Consider the following 12,762-nt stretch of genomic DNA (forward strand, 5'->3'; position numbering starts at 1 on the left):
GGGCTTTTTTTTAAACCCCCCTCCCACCCTGGGGGCGGCCGGCCCCCCCCCCCCCCGCCGGCGGGCCCGCCGCCACTGGAGCCCTAGAGGTGCTGCATCATCTTGCGCACGCCGGCGACATGGCGTCGGCTGACGATCAGCGCGTCACCGTTGAGGCCTTTCAGGTAGAGCTGAAAGTGGCCCAACGGTGTGCGTTGCAGGCGCTCGATGCGCTCGCGGGCCACCAAAGCATTGCGGTGAATGCGCACGAAACGATCGCCGAACTCGTCTTCCAGTGCCTTGAGCGGCTCGTCGAGCAGCACTTCGCCACCCTCGTGGCGCAGGGTCACGTACTTGTGGTCGGCGATGAAGTAGATCACCTGGTCCAGTGGAATCAGCTCGATGCCTTTACGGGTTCGCGCACTGATGTGGCTGCGCGGACCGGTACCGGCCTCGGCAGCAGGACGAGTCAGTGCAGCCAACTGCACACGGTTGGGCTTTTCAGCCTTTTTCAGTGCTTCGAGCAGGTGTTCGGAGCGCACCGGCTTGACCAGATAACCCACGGCGCTGACCTGGAATGCGTCCAGGGCGAACTCGTCATGGGCGGTGCAGAACACCACCGCTGGAGGCGTGTCGCGCTCGCACAGCTTGGCGGCGACTTGCAGCCCGTCCAGGCCCGGCATGCGAATGTCGAGCAAGACCACATCAGGCTTCTGCGCCTCGATCATGCTCAGGGCTTCTTCACCATTACTGGCACCGGGTTCGAGCACATGATAGCCCTCGAGCTCGCCAACCAATCGGCTTAGGCGCTCGCGGGCAAGGGGTTCGTCATCAACGATCAGGACATTCATATAGCGCTGGATTCCTGCGTGAGTCTCGCACATGGATAACGTAGACAAGTGAAGTGACGACCGTCACGGCGATTCACGCTAAGACTTGCGCGCGGACCGAAAAGTGCCGCAAGTCGAGCGCCAATGTTCGCCAGTGCCTGCTGGGTTCCGCCCGAGGCGTGCCCCGCGGCGGCTTCTTGGTAGGGATTGCTGATGGTCAATATAAACTCTCCCCCTTTATAGTCGGCCTCCACGCTGACCACCCCACCCGAAATCAAAGGGGCGATGCCATGTACCAGCGCATTTTCCAACAATGGTTGCAAGGTTAGTTGAGGGATCGGCAGATCATCCGGGATTGTTTCGATCCTCCAGTGCAACTGTAGACGCTCGCCGAGACGATATTGCTCAATCGATAAATAACGTTTGGCCAATTCAACTTCGTCCCGCCACATGACCAGGCTGTTGGGCTGGGCGAGACTGGCGCGGAACAGGTCGGACAGGTTGAGCACCGCCTGCTCGGCCTTCACCGGATCGCTGACCACCAGGCTGGCGATGCTGTTCAGGCTGTTGAACAGGAAGTGCGGACGAATGCGCGCCTGCAAGGCCTGGATGCGCGACTGCAGTTCAGCCTGCTGCTGGCGCCGCCACTGGCTCTGCAAGTAGAAGTAACGCAGCAGCAGTGCCGACATGATCAGCCCGATCAGGGCATGGCGCAGGTATCGATTGACCTCCACGGTCGGCGTATCGAGCCCGCCCAGCTGGAAATAGTCGATCACCGCTGTGCCTGTCAGGGTCAGCCCCACCACCAATGCGCAGCACAGGCTACCTGCCATGCCTGGGCGCAGCCGCGCCAGCCAGGGTCGCAGGGTACAGAGCAGGCCCGCCGAGAGCAGGACGATCCATTGCACGAACAGCGACGTCAGTGCCAGGCGCACCCAATTGAAGCCCGGATTCATGGGTTCGGCCAGCACCAATACGAACACCAGCAACTGCGCCAGCACGATCAGCATCAGCAGGGCTTGGGGCAGGCAGAGCTCGGGCAGGAAAAAGTCCGGCTCGGGAGGGTTCGACGGCTTGCTGAACATGTACGGTTCCTGGCTGCTGTGGTGTGTTGCGGGCCTCTTCGCGGGCAGAGGGCTCGCCGCCCGCCCCGCTCCCACAGGTCAACGTGATCACTTGTAGGAGCGAGGGCTGCCCGCGAAGGGGTAAATGCAGACAATAGACATCTGCACTATGCCGCCAACAGACCCAGGCCGCATTTGTTATTATCGCGGCAATTTCCCGTTCACGCCTTGCACGAGCCTATTCATGAGCACTGACAAGACCAACCAGTCCTGGGGCGGCCGCTTCAGTGAACCCGTCGACGCCTTCGTCGCCCGCTTCACCGCATCGGTCGACTTCGACCAGCGCCTCTACCGCCATGACATCATGGGCTCGATCGCCCACGCCACCATGCTGGCCAAGGTCGGCGTGCTCACTAACGCGGAGCGCGACACCATCGTCGACGGCCTGCGCACCATCGAGCAGGAAATCGAGGCCGGCCAGTTCGACTGGCGCGTGGACCTCGAAGACGTGCACATGAACATCGAGGCGCGCCTGACCGATCGCATCGGCGTGACCGGCAAGAAACTGCACACCGGGCGCAGCCGCAACGACCAGGTCGCCACCGACATTCGCCTGTGGCTGCGTGACGAAATCGACCTGATACTGAGCGAAATTACCCGCCTGCAGCAAGGCCTGCTGGAGCAGGCCGAGCGCGAAGCCGACACCATCATGCCAGGCTTCACCCACCTGCAGACGGCCCAGCCGGTGACCTTCGGGCATCACCTGCTGGCCTGGTTCGAAATGCTCAGCCGCGACCATGAACGCCTGGTCGATTGCCGCAAGCGCACCAACCGCATGCCTCTGGGCAGCGCTGCGCTGGCCGGCACCACCTACCCCATCGACCGCGAGCTGACCTGTCAGCTGCTGGGCTTCGAAGCGGTCGGTGGCAACTCGCTGGACGGCGTGTCGGACCGTGATTTCGCCATCGAATTTTGCGCTGCGGCCAGCATCGCGATGATGCACCTGTCGCGGTTCTCCGAAGAGCTGGTGCTGTGGACCAGCGCGCAGTTCCAGTTCATCGACCTGCCCGACCGTTTCTGCACCGGCAGCTCGATCATGCCGCAGAAGAAGAACCCCGATGTGCCGGAACTGGTGCGTGGCAAGAGTGGCCGGGTGTTCGGTTCGTTGATGGGCCTGCTGACCTTGATGAAGGGTCAGCCGTTGGCCTACAACAAGGACAATCAGGAAGACAAGGAGCCCTTGTTCGACGCCGCCGATACCCTGCGCGACTCACTGCGGGCCTTTGCCGACATGATCCCGGCAATCAAGCCCAAGCACGCCATGATGCGCGAAGCCGCGCTGCGTGGCTTCTCCACGGCCACCGATCTGGCCGATTACCTGGTGCGCCGTGGCCTGCCGTTCCGCGATTGCCACGAGATCGTCGGGCATGCGGTGAAGCATGGTGTGGACACCGGCAAGGACCTGGCGGAAATGAGCCTGGAAGAGTTGCGCCAGTTCAGCGATCAGATCGAAGCGGATGTGTTCGAGGTATTGACCTTGGAAGGCTCGGTCAACGCCCGCGATCACATCGGCGGCACCGCGCCGGCTCAGGTACGTGCAGCCGTCGCTCGTGGCCGGGAATTGCTGGCGGCTCGCTAAGTGCGCCTGGCAGGTCCGGCCTCTTCGCGGGCAGAGGGCTCGCCGCCCGCCCCGCTCCCACAGTAGGTGTTGAACATCCTGTGGGAGCGGTTCTCTGCCCGCGAAGGGCGCCCCACAGAATCCGACATTGACCCCATCGAGAACATGCCATGAGCGACAACCTGATAGACGAAGACGAAGCGTTCGCCGAGGCCACCCTCACCCAGGCCATCGAGAACCAGATCGAAAGCGACAACCCGCCGGCTGCCAAGGCCACGTTCAACAAGCTGACGCTGGTCGGTTACGAGCGCGAGGACATCCTCAACATGATGGCTCATGTGTTGGCGATCGAGATCGACGCCATCCTGGAGCAGGACCGGCCCTTCGACACCGCCTGGTACGAAGCCGCCCTGCGCGCCCTGCCCGAGCTGCCACCGGAAAAAGTCTGACGCCGCACAGGCGCGTTCGCCCAGGGCTGACTACACTGGAAAAACCCCGCTGCCACCGCATCAGGGGTACAGCGCACAGCGCCATTCGGCGCTGTCGTTCATTCCATAAGAAAGTCGGGAGCGCCTATGTCGTCCTACACCCCGGAACTGGTTGCCGAGCTGGAAATCCTTGCCCTGTTCAACCTCGGCAACACCATGGAAGGTCTGAAAATCCACCACACCGCGTCGCCCGCGGCCATCGCAGCCGCCAGTCGCCTGCATGACAAGGAACTGATCACAAAGCCTGACGGCGGCTACCTGACCAGCCTGGGCCATGAAGCGGCCGAGCACGCGCAGTCGTTGCTGACCATCCTGACGGTGGCCGAACCTGCCTGAGCGGCAGAGGCTTTATCGATCGTCCGCAGGCGCCGCCAGCGCCTGCAACCGGCGCTGCTCGGCAGCCGCGATGATTTCGCGCCGAGTGTCGTCATCGGCCGAGCGCCAGGCCCTGATGTCCTCGACGTGGCGGAAACACCCCTGACAGACCCGCTCTTCGTCCAGTCGGCACAAGCTCACGCAGGGTGACTGTACCGAGGGGCTGATATTGCTGTAGAGAGGCTTGGGCGCGCGTGCAGGCTGGCTCACAATCATCAGATCTCTTCGAAGTCCAGCTCGACGCCGGCTTGCTCCTTGACGGCACGGGCCAATACTTCGCCCAGCAGCTCCTCGGATTTCTCGCAGCTCCACTGGCCCGACTCTTCGTCGTAGTCGAAGTGATAGCCACCGGAGCGTGCGGCGAGCCACAGCTGGCGCAGCGGCTCCTGGCGGCTGATAATCAGCTGGCTGCCGTTGTCGAACTTGATGGTCATCATGCCGGCGGAAATCTCGATGTCGTCGGCGTGGTCTTCGAGCAACTCCTCCAGCGCCTGCTGGGTGGCATCGACCAGGTCGTGGAAACGGGCTTCGGTCAAACTCATTGCAGGAACCTCGGAAAGTGTCTGTGCGCGCTACGGGCGGCAAGATACGAGCAGCCAGCGGTTTATGCAAAGCATAATGCACCCGTCTGGATCGATGACACTGCTGGCAGGCCACCTGCATAGCCACCATGCCGGGCGCTGGGTATACTCGGGCGCAATTACTGCTTATACAAAGGATTTCGCCATGAAGCGCCTGATCTCTTCCCTGGCCGCGCTCGTCGCCGTTGCCTGCCTGGTGTCCGCCTGCGGTCAAAAGGGCCCGCTGTACTTGCCCGATGACAGCAAATCCCCCGAAGACCAAGCCAAGTCGTCGCAACCGCACAAGCATTACTAAGGGAACACCATGGACGCTTTTCAACGCCGCGACGGTGAACTGTTCGCCGAAGGCGTAGCGCTGTCTGCCGTGGCCCAGCGCTTCGGCACGCCGACGTACGTCTACTCGCGCGCCCACATCGAGGCGCAGTACAACGCCTACGCCGATGCCCTGCAGGGCACCTCCTCGCTGGTCTGCTTCGCCGTGAAGGCCAACTCCAACCTGGCCGTGCTCAATGTCCTGGCGCGTCTGGGCGCCGGTTTCGACATCGTTTCGGGCGGCGAACTGGAGCGCGTGCTGGCCGCTGGCGGGCGCGCCGATCGCGTGGTGTTTTCCGGCGTCGGCAAGACCCGCGCCGACATGCGCCGCGCCCTGGAAGTGGGCGTGCATTGCTTCAACGTCGAATCCACTGACGAACTGGAGCGCCTGCAGGAAGTGGCCGCCGAGCTGGGCGTGCGGGCTCCAGTGTCGCTGCGGGTCAATCCGGATGTCGACGCGGGCACCCATCCGTACATTTCCACCGGTCTGAAAGAGAACAAGTTCGGCATCGACATCGCGGCTGCCGAAGACGTCTATGTGCGTGCCGCGCAACTGCCCAACCTCGACGTGGTGGGCGTGGACTGCCACATCGGCTCGCAGCTGACCACCCTGGCGCCGTTTCTCGACGCACTGGACCGTCTGCTCGATCTGGTCGATCGCCTGGGCGATTGCGGCATTTACCTGCGCCACATCGACCTGGGCGGTGGCCTGGGCGTGCGCTACAGCGAAGAACAGCCGCCACTGGTGGCCGACTACATCAAGGCCGTGCGCGAGCGCCTGGACGGCCGCGAGCTGACCCTGGTGTTCGAGCCGGGGCGCTTCATCGTGGCCAATGCCGGGGTGCTGTTGACCCAGATCGAATACCTCAAGCACACCGAGCACAAGGATTTCGCGATCGTCGATGCGGCCATGAACGACCTGATCCGCCCGGCCCTGTACCAGGCGTGGATGAACGTCACCCCGGTCAAGCCGCGTGAAGGTCAGGCGCGCGCCTACGACATCGTCGGGCCGATCTGCGAAACCGGTGACTTCCTGGCCAAGGACCGTGAACTGGTGCTGGCCGAAGGCGACTTGCTGGCAGTGCATTCGGCCGGCGCGTACGGTTTCGTCATGAGCTCGAACTACAACACGCGCGGTCGTTGTGCCGAGGTGCTGGTCGATGGCGACCAGGCGTTCGAAGTCCGCCGCCGCGAAACCGTGGCTGAGCTTTTTGCCGGCGAAAGCCTGTTGCCGGAGTAATCCCATGCTACTGCGTTTTACCAAGATGCATGGCCTGGGCAACGACTTCATGGTGCTGGACCTGGTCAGCCAGCATGCCCACATCCTGCCCAAGCATGCCAAGCAATGGGGCGATCGCCATACCGGCATCGGCTTCGATCAACTGCTGCTGGTCGAAGCGCCGAGCAATCCGGACGTCGACTTCCGCTACCGCATCTTCAATTCCGACGGCTCCGAAGTGGAACAGTGCGGCAACGGCGCGCGCTGCTTCGCCCGCTTCGTGCTGGACAAGCGCCTGACGGCCAAGAAGACCATTCGCGTGGAAACCAAGGGCGGCATCATCACCCTGGACGTTCGCAGCGATGGCCAGATCAGCGTCGACATGGGCCCGCCGCGCATGCTGCCGGCCGATATTCCGTTCCAGGCTGACGTCCAGGCGCACAGCTACGCGCTGTCGGTCGATGGCCAGAGCGTCGAGATCGCCGCGCTGTCCATGGGCAACCCCCATGCGGTGCTGCGCGTGGACGACATCAACAACGCACCGGTGCACACGCTGGGGCCGAAGATCGAACATCATCCGCGCTTTCCGGCACGAGTGAACGTGGGCTTTCTGCACGTCGTCGATCGCACCCGCGCCCAGCTCCGTGTCTGGGAGCGTGGCGCCGGTGAAACCCAGGCCTGTGGTACCGGCGCGTGCGCCGCTGCAGTCGCGGCCATCAGCCAGGGGTGGATGGACTCCCCGCTGCTGCTCGATCTGCCGGGCGGCCGCCTGTCCATCGAATGGGCCGGTCCAGGCCATTCGGTGATCATGACCGGCCCTGCGGTGCGGGTCTTCGAAGGACAGGTGCGTTTATGAGCGAGTACAGCCAATGACCGATCAGCCTCAAGTACCCGCGCCTGCGGAGCTCCTGGAGGCTTCGGCCGTGGCCGAGTTTCTCGCCGCCAACCCGGCCTTCTTCGAGCAGCATGAAGAACTGCTGACCCAACTGCGCCTGCCCCACCAACGCGGTGATACGGTGTCGCTGGTGGAGCGGCAGATGACCCTGCTGCGCGAGCGCAACGGCGAGATGCGCCAGCGTCTTTCGCACCTGATGGAAGTTGCCCGCGACAATGACCGCCTGTTCGAGAAGACTCGACGACTGATTCTGGCCATGCTCGATGCCACGTCCCTGGATGAGTTGGTGATCAGCGTCGAGGACAGCCTGCGCGAAGATTTCCAGGTGCCGTTCGTCAGCCTCATCCTGTTCAACGACATCCCTGCCCCGGTGGGTCGCAGCGTGACCAGCGGCGAAGCCCAGCAAGCCATCGGCGGCCTGTTGTCGGAGGGCAAGTCGCTCAGTGGCGCATTGCGCGAACACGAACTGGCGTTCCTGTTCGGCAGCGATCAGGCCTCGCAGGTCGGCTCGACCGCGCTGGTGCCGTTGCTGCACCAGGGCCTGCACGGCGTGCTGGCCATCGGCAGCCGCGACCCTGCGCATTACAAAAGCTCGGTGGGCACGCTGTTCCTCAGCCACATCGGCGAAGTGCTCAGCCGAGTATTGCCGCGTTACACCGGCGCCTTGCGCTCGGTGCGCTGAAGTGCGTGAACAGCTGGACGCCTACTGCACGCACCTGCGCAGTGAGCGCCAGGTGTCGGTGCATACCTTGGATGCTTACCGCCGCGACCTGAGCAAGGTTGTCGAGTTCTGCGAGAAGGAAGGCCTGGCCAGTTGGCAGGCATTGGACATCCAGCAGTTGCGGCGCCTGATCGCGCGCCAGCATCAGCAGGGACAATCGTCGCGCAGCCTGGCGCGGCTGCTTTCGGCAGTGCGCGGCCTGTACCGCTACCTCAATCGCGAAGGCCTGTGCAGCCACGACCCGGCCAATGGCCTGGCCCCGCCCAAAGGCGAACGGCGCTTGCCCAAGACGCTGGACACCGATCGGGCCCTGCAGCTGCTCGAAGGAGCGGTGGAAGATGATTTCCTGGCTCACCGCGATCAGGCCGTTCTCGAACTGTTCTATTCCTCGGGCCTGCGGTTGTCGGAGCTGACCAGTCTCGACCTGGGCCAGCTCGACCTCGCCGATGGGCTGGTGCAAGTGCATGGCAAGGGCAGTAAGACCCGCGTGCTGCCTGTAGGGCGCAAAGCGCGCGCGGCCCTGGAGCAGTGGCTGTCCATGCGCCCGATGAGCAATCCGATCGACGACGCGGTGTTCGTCAGTCAGCAGGGCCGACGTCTCGGACCGCGCGCCATCCAGGTGCGGGTCAAGGCCGCCGGCGAGCGCGAGCTGGGGCAGAACCTGCACCCGCACATGTTGCGTCACTCGTTCGCCAGCCACTTGCTGGAGTCTTCCCAGGACCTGCGCGCCGTGCAGGAAATGCTCGGCCATGCCGACATCGCCACCACGCAGATCTATACCCACCTGGACTTTCAGCACCTGGCCAGTGTCTATGACAGTGCCCATCCACGGGCCAAACGCAAAGGCGGCGACTCATGAGCATCAAGCTGATCACCTTCGACCTCGACGACACCCTGTGGGACACGGCCCCGGTGATCGTCAGCGCCGAGGCCATCCTGCGTGACTGGCTCGCCGATCAGGCGCCGAAGCTGGGACCGGTGCCGGTGGAACACCTGTTCAAGATCCGCCAACGCCTGGTCGACGCCGATCCTTCGCTCAAGCATCGCATCAGTGCGCTGCGCCGCCGCGTACTGCTGCACGCCATGCAGGAAGCCGGCTACCCGGAAGACGAAGCCGAGCCGTTGGCCGACAAGGCCTTCGAGGTATTCCTGCATGCCCGGCATCAGGTGGAGATCTCCCCGGAGGCCCAGCCGACCCTGGAAATCCTCTGTCAGCGCTACACCCTGGGCGTGGTCACCAATGGCAACGCCGATGTGCGCCGGCTGGGCCTGGCCGACTTCTTCACCTTCGCGCTGTGCGCTGAAGACTTGGGTGTGGGCAAGCCGGATTCACGGCCGTTTCTGGAGGCCATGCGCCTGGGCGGTGCAAGCGCTCATGAATCGGTGCACATCGGCGATCATCCGGGTGATGATATCGCTGGCGCGCAGAAGGCAGGCATGAAGGCCATCTGGTACAACCCGCAGGGCAAGCCATGGACCGCCGAAGGCAAACCCGACGCCGAAGTGGCCAGCCTGGTCGAACTGCCCGCGTTGCTAACCCAGCTAGCCTAGTCACCGCCGTGGGAGCGGGGCGGGCGGCGAGCCCTCTGCCCGCGAAGAGGCCCGAACTGCCCACCTCACGCCCACAAAAAAGCCCGCAGCGACCGCGGGCTTTTTCGTCAGCGCACCAAGCGCAACAAACCGTCAGATAGGACGGCTGCCGTACTTGTTGTCGGGCTTCTTGGGTGGATCGGCCACCACATTGGGCTCGACTTCCTGCACCTTGCCGCCGCGCGAAAGAAATTCTTCCATCGCCCGCGCCAGTGCGTCGCGCTCTTTGTTCTTGGCTTCGATACTCGGCAGTTCATCCACCGAAACCGCAGCTTTGGCCTTACCTTTGGCTGCAGGTGCGGGCGTGTCGCCACCTTCGTCGTCCGCCACGTCTTCGGCAGCGGCTTCGAGGGTTTCCTCAGTATCGTCTTCTTCGCCTACTTCGAGGTCGTCGTTTTCCAGATCATCGTCGCTCATGTTCTACCTCATGACTTGCGAAAGCAGATTATTTATAGCCCAGCTTTACCTTATGTCGACGGCTGCCGGAAAAAATTCACATCCACTGATAACCAGCGGTCAAGCGTCCTCGCCATACAGCGTGGCAAGGACCCGACGCGCGCCGCCATGATCGCGATGCTCGCCCAAATAAATACCTTGCCAGGTACCTGTCGCCAGCCTTCCCGAGGTAACCGGAACGGTCACCTGGCAGCCCAGCAAGCTGGCCTTGAAGTGCGCAGGCAGGTCATCGGGGCCTTCGTCGTTGTGTTCGAAACCGTCCGAGCCCTGTGGCACCAGACGGTTGAAGAAGCGCTCGAAGTCCCGGCGAACGGCCGGATCGGCGTTTTCGTTGACGGTCAACGACGCCGAGGTGTGTTGCAGCCACAAGTGCAGCAGGCCCGTGCGGCATTCGCGCAGGCGCGGCAGTTGTGCAAGCAACTCGTCAGTCACCAGATGAAACCCGCGAGGCCTGGCTCGCAAGGTGATGAGGGTCTGCTGCCACATACCGTTCTCGTCCGTTCGGGGCGCATTCTAGCGCGCTCTGGGAAAAAGCAAAGAGCCTGTTCGTGACTGTTTTGCAGTGAGCCGCCGTCCTCGATCGCTACGGCAAAGGGCCGCCCCGGCGGTAAACCCGCAGGGACTGAAGCAGATGACAAATCGCAGGCAAAAAAATGCCCGGCAAGCCGGGCATTTTTTTCCGAACGGTTACAAGTTGTAGCCGCGCTCGTTGTGTTGCGCGAGGTCAAGGCCCACGGCCTCTTCTTCCTCGTTGACTCGCAGACCCATCACTGCATCCAGAACCTTGAGGATGACGTAGGTGACGATCGCGGTGTAGACCACGGTGAAACCGACACCCTTGAGCTGGATCCAGACCTGCGCGCCGATGTCTTCGACGGTGCCGAAACCACCCAGTGCGGGGGCGGCGAACACGCCGGTCAGGATGGCGCCGACGATGCCACCGATACCGTGTACACCGAAGGCGTCCAGGGAGTCGTCATAGCCCATCTTGCGCTTGAGCGTGGTGGCGCAGAGGAAGCAGATGACACCTGCCGCCAGGCCGATCACCAGGGCGCCCATCGGGCCGACGGTGCCGGCAGCCGGGGTGATGGCAACCAGGCCAGCGACCACGCCCGAGGCGATGCCCAGCGCGCTTGGCTTGCCGTGGGTCAGCCACTCGGCGAACATCCAGCCCAGTGCAGCGGCGGCGGTTGCGATCTGGGTCACCAGCATCGCCATGCCGGCGGTGCCGTTGGCGGCAGCGGCGGAACCGGCGTTGAAGCCGAACCAGCCGACCCACAGCATGGCTGCGCCGATCAGGGTGTAGCCCAGGTTATGCGGCGCCATCGGCGTGGTTGGGTAGCCCTTGCGCTTGCCCAGCACGATGCAGGCAACCAGACCCGCCACACCGGCGTTGATGTGCACCACCGTGCCGCCGGCGAAGTCCAGCACGCCCCAGTCCCACATCAAGCCGCCGTTGCCGGACCAGACCATGTGCGCGATCGGTGCATAGACCAGGGTGAACCAGATGGCCATGAAGATCAGCATCGCGGAGAACTTCATGCGCTCGGCGAAGGCGCCGACGATCAGCGCCGGGGTGATGATGGCGAAGGTCATCTGGAAGGTGATGAACACCGCTTCGGGAAACAGCGCCGCCGGGCCGGTGATGCTGCTCGGAGTGACGCCGCTGAGGAACGCCTTGGACAGGCCGCCGACGAAGGAATTGAAGTTGACGACGCCTTGTTCCATGCCGGTCGTGTCGAAGGCCAGGCTGTAGCCGTAGACCATCCACAGAATGCTGATCAGGCCGGTGATGGCAAAACACTGCATCATCACCGAGAGCACGTTCTTGGAGCGCACCATGCCGCCGTAGAACAACGCCAGGCCAGGAATGGTCATGAACAGCACGAGGGCGGTCGAGGTCAACATCCAGGCGGTATCGCCGGAGTTGAGAACGGGGGCTGCCGCCTCGTCCGCCAAGGCAAGGCCAGGCATTGCGAGGGACAACAGGGCTCCTAGCCCTGCGAATTGACGCAGAGTCATATTGTTTACTCCTGGGGCGTTGGGTTGTGTCGGCTTTTTTTTAGATTGCGTCGGTATCGGTTTCGCCGGTACGGATGCGAATCGCCTGTTCCAGATTGACCACGAAAATCTTGCCGTCGCCGATCTTGCCGGTGTTGGCGGCCTTGGTGATGGCTTCGATGACGCGATCCAGATCCTTGTCGTCGATGGCAACGTCGATCTTGACCTTGGGCAGGAAGTCGACCACGTACTCCGCGCCGCGATACAGCTCGGTGTGGCCTTTCTGCCGACCGAAACCCTTGACTTCGGTTACGGTGATGCCCTGCACGCCGATTTCCGACAACGACTCGCGGACGTCGTCCAGCTTGAATGGCTTGATGATGGCAGTGACTAGCTTCATGAAACTCTCTCCCGAATTGGTGGACTTGCCCCAGGAAAACAAACCCGGATCAAGTCTAAGCGCAGTGCCTGGCTTTGTAACGCATCGTCGACCCCGCAGCCCCGGACCGACACCAGATAAACTGCTCCTGACGAAACACATCCTGCGAAGCTCAGCACTGCTCTCGTCACGGCGAGTCCATCAGTGCCTGGGTCACTTGGCTCTAAGCAGAAAGCTTGCCATGTCGCGCAAAC

The 12,762-nt window shown here is 63.1% G+C and carries 17 protein-coding genes; 9 read left to right on the forward strand and 8 right to left on the reverse strand.

Annotated elements, in window-relative coordinates; translation table 11 throughout:
* Window positions 1-83: 83 nt before the first annotated feature.
* Complete coding sequence (locus tag QMX89_RS15905) at window positions 84-830, reverse strand: LytTR family DNA-binding domain-containing protein (protein ID WP_049860317.1); 747 nt, start codon at window positions 828-830, stop codon at window positions 84-86.
* Window positions 827-1,894 (reverse strand): sensor histidine kinase, encoded by a 1,068-nt coding sequence (locus QMX89_RS15910; protein WP_049860318.1) that lies wholly within the window; start codon window positions 1,892-1,894, stop codon window positions 827-829. Before QMX89_RS15910 ends, QMX89_RS15905 begins: the two co-directional genes overlap by 4 nt.
* A gap of 223 nt (window positions 1,895-2,117) precedes the next feature.
* Between QMX89_RS15910 and argH the strand changes: the two genes are divergently transcribed.
* From argH to QMX89_RS15925, 3 genes are all read left to right on the forward strand, one after another.
* A complete protein-coding gene (argH, locus tag QMX89_RS15915; protein WP_282348917.1) occupies window positions 2,118-3,512 on the forward strand; it encodes an argininosuccinate lyase in 1,395 nt (464 codons plus the stop codon).
* A 149-nt stretch (window positions 3,513-3,661) separates the two neighbouring features.
* Window positions 3,662-3,940: a hypothetical protein gene (locus QMX89_RS15920; protein WP_049860320.1), complete on the forward strand. Its 279-nt coding sequence runs from the start codon at window positions 3,662-3,664 to the stop codon at window positions 3,938-3,940.
* Between the two features lie 126 nt (window positions 3,941-4,066).
* Window positions 4,067-4,315: a TIGR02647 family protein gene (locus QMX89_RS15925; protein ID WP_282348918.1), complete on the forward strand. Its 249-nt coding sequence runs from the start codon at window positions 4,067-4,069 to the stop codon at window positions 4,313-4,315.
* A 12-nt stretch (window positions 4,316-4,327) separates the two neighbouring features.
* Here the strand turns inward: QMX89_RS15925 and QMX89_RS15930 are convergent, their stop codons facing one another.
* Both QMX89_RS15930 and cyaY read right to left on the reverse strand, forming a co-directional pair.
* The gene (locus tag QMX89_RS15930; RefSeq protein ID WP_282348919.1) at window positions 4,328-4,570 is read right to left on the reverse strand and encodes a DUF1289 domain-containing protein; all 243 of its coding nucleotides are present in this window, start codon (window positions 4,568-4,570) and stop codon (window positions 4,328-4,330) included.
* On the reverse strand, window positions 4,570-4,896 hold the full coding sequence (gene cyaY, locus QMX89_RS15935) for an iron donor protein CyaY (RefSeq protein ID WP_049860323.1): 327 nt from the start codon (window positions 4,894-4,896) through the stop codon (window positions 4,570-4,572). Before cyaY ends, QMX89_RS15930 begins: the two co-directional genes overlap by 1 nt.
* A 184-nt stretch (window positions 4,897-5,080) precedes the next feature.
* Between cyaY and QMX89_RS15940 the strand changes: the two genes are divergently transcribed.
* The 6 genes from QMX89_RS15940 to QMX89_RS15965 are packed head-to-tail and all read left to right on the forward strand — an operon-like array spanning window position 5,081 to window position 9,633.
* Window positions 5,081-5,230 carry a lipoprotein gene (locus tag QMX89_RS15940; RefSeq protein ID WP_043192229.1) on the forward strand — a complete coding sequence of 50 codons (150 nt, stop codon included), beginning with the start codon at window positions 5,081-5,083 and terminating at the stop codon, window positions 5,228-5,230.
* Window positions 5,231-5,239: 9 nt separating this feature from the next.
* Window positions 5,240-6,487 (forward strand): diaminopimelate decarboxylase, encoded by a 1,248-nt coding sequence (gene lysA, locus QMX89_RS15945; RefSeq protein WP_049860324.1) that lies wholly within the window; start codon window positions 5,240-5,242, stop codon window positions 6,485-6,487.
* A gap of 4 nt (window positions 6,488-6,491) precedes the next feature.
* On the forward strand, window positions 6,492-7,322 hold the full coding sequence (gene dapF, locus QMX89_RS15950; protein ID WP_049860325.1) for a diaminopimelate epimerase: 831 nt from the start codon (window positions 6,492-6,494) through the stop codon (window positions 7,320-7,322).
* A 13-nt stretch (window positions 7,323-7,335) separates the two neighbouring features.
* Window positions 7,336-8,043 carry a DUF484 family protein gene (locus QMX89_RS15955; RefSeq protein ID WP_049860326.1) on the forward strand — a complete coding sequence of 236 codons (708 nt, stop codon included), beginning with the start codon at window positions 7,336-7,338 and terminating at the stop codon, window positions 8,041-8,043.
* A 1-nt stretch (window position 8,044) separates the two neighbouring features.
* Window positions 8,045-8,941, forward strand: a complete 897-nt coding sequence (gene xerC, locus QMX89_RS15960; protein ID WP_282348920.1) for a tyrosine recombinase XerC — start codon at window positions 8,045-8,047, stop codon at window positions 8,939-8,941.
* Window positions 8,938-9,633 (forward strand): HAD-IA family hydrolase, encoded by a 696-nt coding sequence (locus QMX89_RS15965; RefSeq protein ID WP_282348921.1) that lies wholly within the window; start codon window positions 8,938-8,940, stop codon window positions 9,631-9,633. The genes xerC and QMX89_RS15965 overlap by 4 nt, the downstream gene beginning before the upstream one ends.
* Window positions 9,634-9,765: 132 nt before the next feature.
* Here the strand turns inward: QMX89_RS15965 and sutA are convergent, their stop codons facing one another.
* From sutA to glnK, 4 genes are all read right to left on the reverse strand, one after another.
* Window positions 9,766-10,089 carry a transcriptional regulator SutA gene (sutA, locus tag QMX89_RS15970; RefSeq protein ID WP_043192223.1) on the reverse strand — a complete coding sequence of 108 codons (324 nt, stop codon included), beginning with the start codon at window positions 10,087-10,089 and terminating at the stop codon, window positions 9,766-9,768.
* A gap of 99 nt (window positions 10,090-10,188) precedes the next feature.
* Window positions 10,189-10,614, reverse strand: coding sequence for a secondary thiamine-phosphate synthase enzyme YjbQ (locus QMX89_RS15975; RefSeq protein WP_049860329.1), 426 nt, complete (start codon window positions 10,612-10,614; stop codon window positions 10,189-10,191).
* A gap of 201 nt (window positions 10,615-10,815) precedes the next feature.
* The gene (locus QMX89_RS15980; protein WP_049860330.1) at window positions 10,816-12,150 is read right to left on the reverse strand and encodes an ammonium transporter; all 1,335 of its coding nucleotides are present in this window, start codon (window positions 12,148-12,150) and stop codon (window positions 10,816-10,818) included.
* A gap of 40 nt (window positions 12,151-12,190) precedes the next feature.
* Window positions 12,191-12,529, reverse strand: coding sequence for a P-II family nitrogen regulator (glnK, locus tag QMX89_RS15985; RefSeq protein WP_002555808.1), 339 nt, complete (start codon window positions 12,527-12,529; stop codon window positions 12,191-12,193).
* Window positions 12,530-12,762: the final 233 nt, after the last annotated feature.

The sequence above is a fragment of the Pseudomonas sp. PS01301 genome, from assembly GCF_029960215.1.
GTDB classification, from domain to species: domain Bacteria; phylum Pseudomonadota; class Gammaproteobacteria; order Pseudomonadales; family Pseudomonadaceae; genus Aquipseudomonas; species Aquipseudomonas coleopterorum.

What these genes read in the sequence shown, in the direction of transcription:
- QMX89_RS15905 (WP_049860317.1), bottom strand. Translation starts at nt 830, where the DNA reads ATGAATGTCCTGATCGTTGATGACGAACCCCTTGCCCGCGAGCGCCTA.
- QMX89_RS15910 (WP_049860318.1), bottom strand. Translation starts at nt 1,894, where the DNA reads ATGTTCAGCAAGCCGTCGAACCCTCCCGAGCCGGACTTTTTCCTGCCC.
- argH (WP_282348917.1), top strand. Translation starts at nt 2,118, where the DNA reads ATGAGCACTGACAAGACCAACCAGTCCTGGGGCGGCCGCTTCAGTGAA.
- QMX89_RS15920 (WP_049860320.1), top strand. Translation starts at nt 3,662, where the DNA reads ATGAGCGACAACCTGATAGACGAAGACGAAGCGTTCGCCGAGGCCACC.
- QMX89_RS15925 (WP_282348918.1), top strand. Translation starts at nt 4,067, where the DNA reads ATGTCGTCCTACACCCCGGAACTGGTTGCCGAGCTGGAAATCCTTGCC.
- QMX89_RS15930 (WP_282348919.1), bottom strand. Translation starts at nt 4,570, where the DNA reads ATGATTGTGAGCCAGCCTGCACGCGCGCCCAAGCCTCTCTACAGCAAT.
- cyaY (WP_049860323.1), bottom strand. Translation starts at nt 4,896, where the DNA reads ATGAGTTTGACCGAAGCCCGTTTCCACGACCTGGTCGATGCCACCCAG.
- QMX89_RS15940 (WP_043192229.1), top strand. Translation starts at nt 5,081, where the DNA reads ATGAAGCGCCTGATCTCTTCCCTGGCCGCGCTCGTCGCCGTTGCCTGC.
- lysA (WP_049860324.1), top strand. Translation starts at nt 5,240, where the DNA reads ATGGACGCTTTTCAACGCCGCGACGGTGAACTGTTCGCCGAAGGCGTA.
- dapF (WP_049860325.1), top strand. Translation starts at nt 6,492, where the DNA reads ATGCTACTGCGTTTTACCAAGATGCATGGCCTGGGCAACGACTTCATG.
- QMX89_RS15955 (WP_049860326.1), top strand. Translation starts at nt 7,336, where the DNA reads ATGACCGATCAGCCTCAAGTACCCGCGCCTGCGGAGCTCCTGGAGGCT.
- QMX89_RS15965 (WP_282348921.1), top strand. Translation starts at nt 8,938, where the DNA reads ATGAGCATCAAGCTGATCACCTTCGACCTCGACGACACCCTGTGGGAC.
- sutA (WP_043192223.1), bottom strand. Translation starts at nt 10,089, where the DNA reads ATGAGCGACGATGATCTGGAAAACGACGACCTCGAAGTAGGCGAAGAA.
- QMX89_RS15975 (WP_049860329.1), bottom strand. Translation starts at nt 10,614, where the DNA reads ATGTGGCAGCAGACCCTCATCACCTTGCGAGCCAGGCCTCGCGGGTTT.
- QMX89_RS15980 (WP_049860330.1), bottom strand. Translation starts at nt 12,150, where the DNA reads ATGACTCTGCGTCAATTCGCAGGGCTAGGAGCCCTGTTGTCCCTCGCA.
- glnK (WP_002555808.1), bottom strand. Translation starts at nt 12,529, where the DNA reads ATGAAGCTAGTCACTGCCATCATCAAGCCATTCAAGCTGGACGACGTC.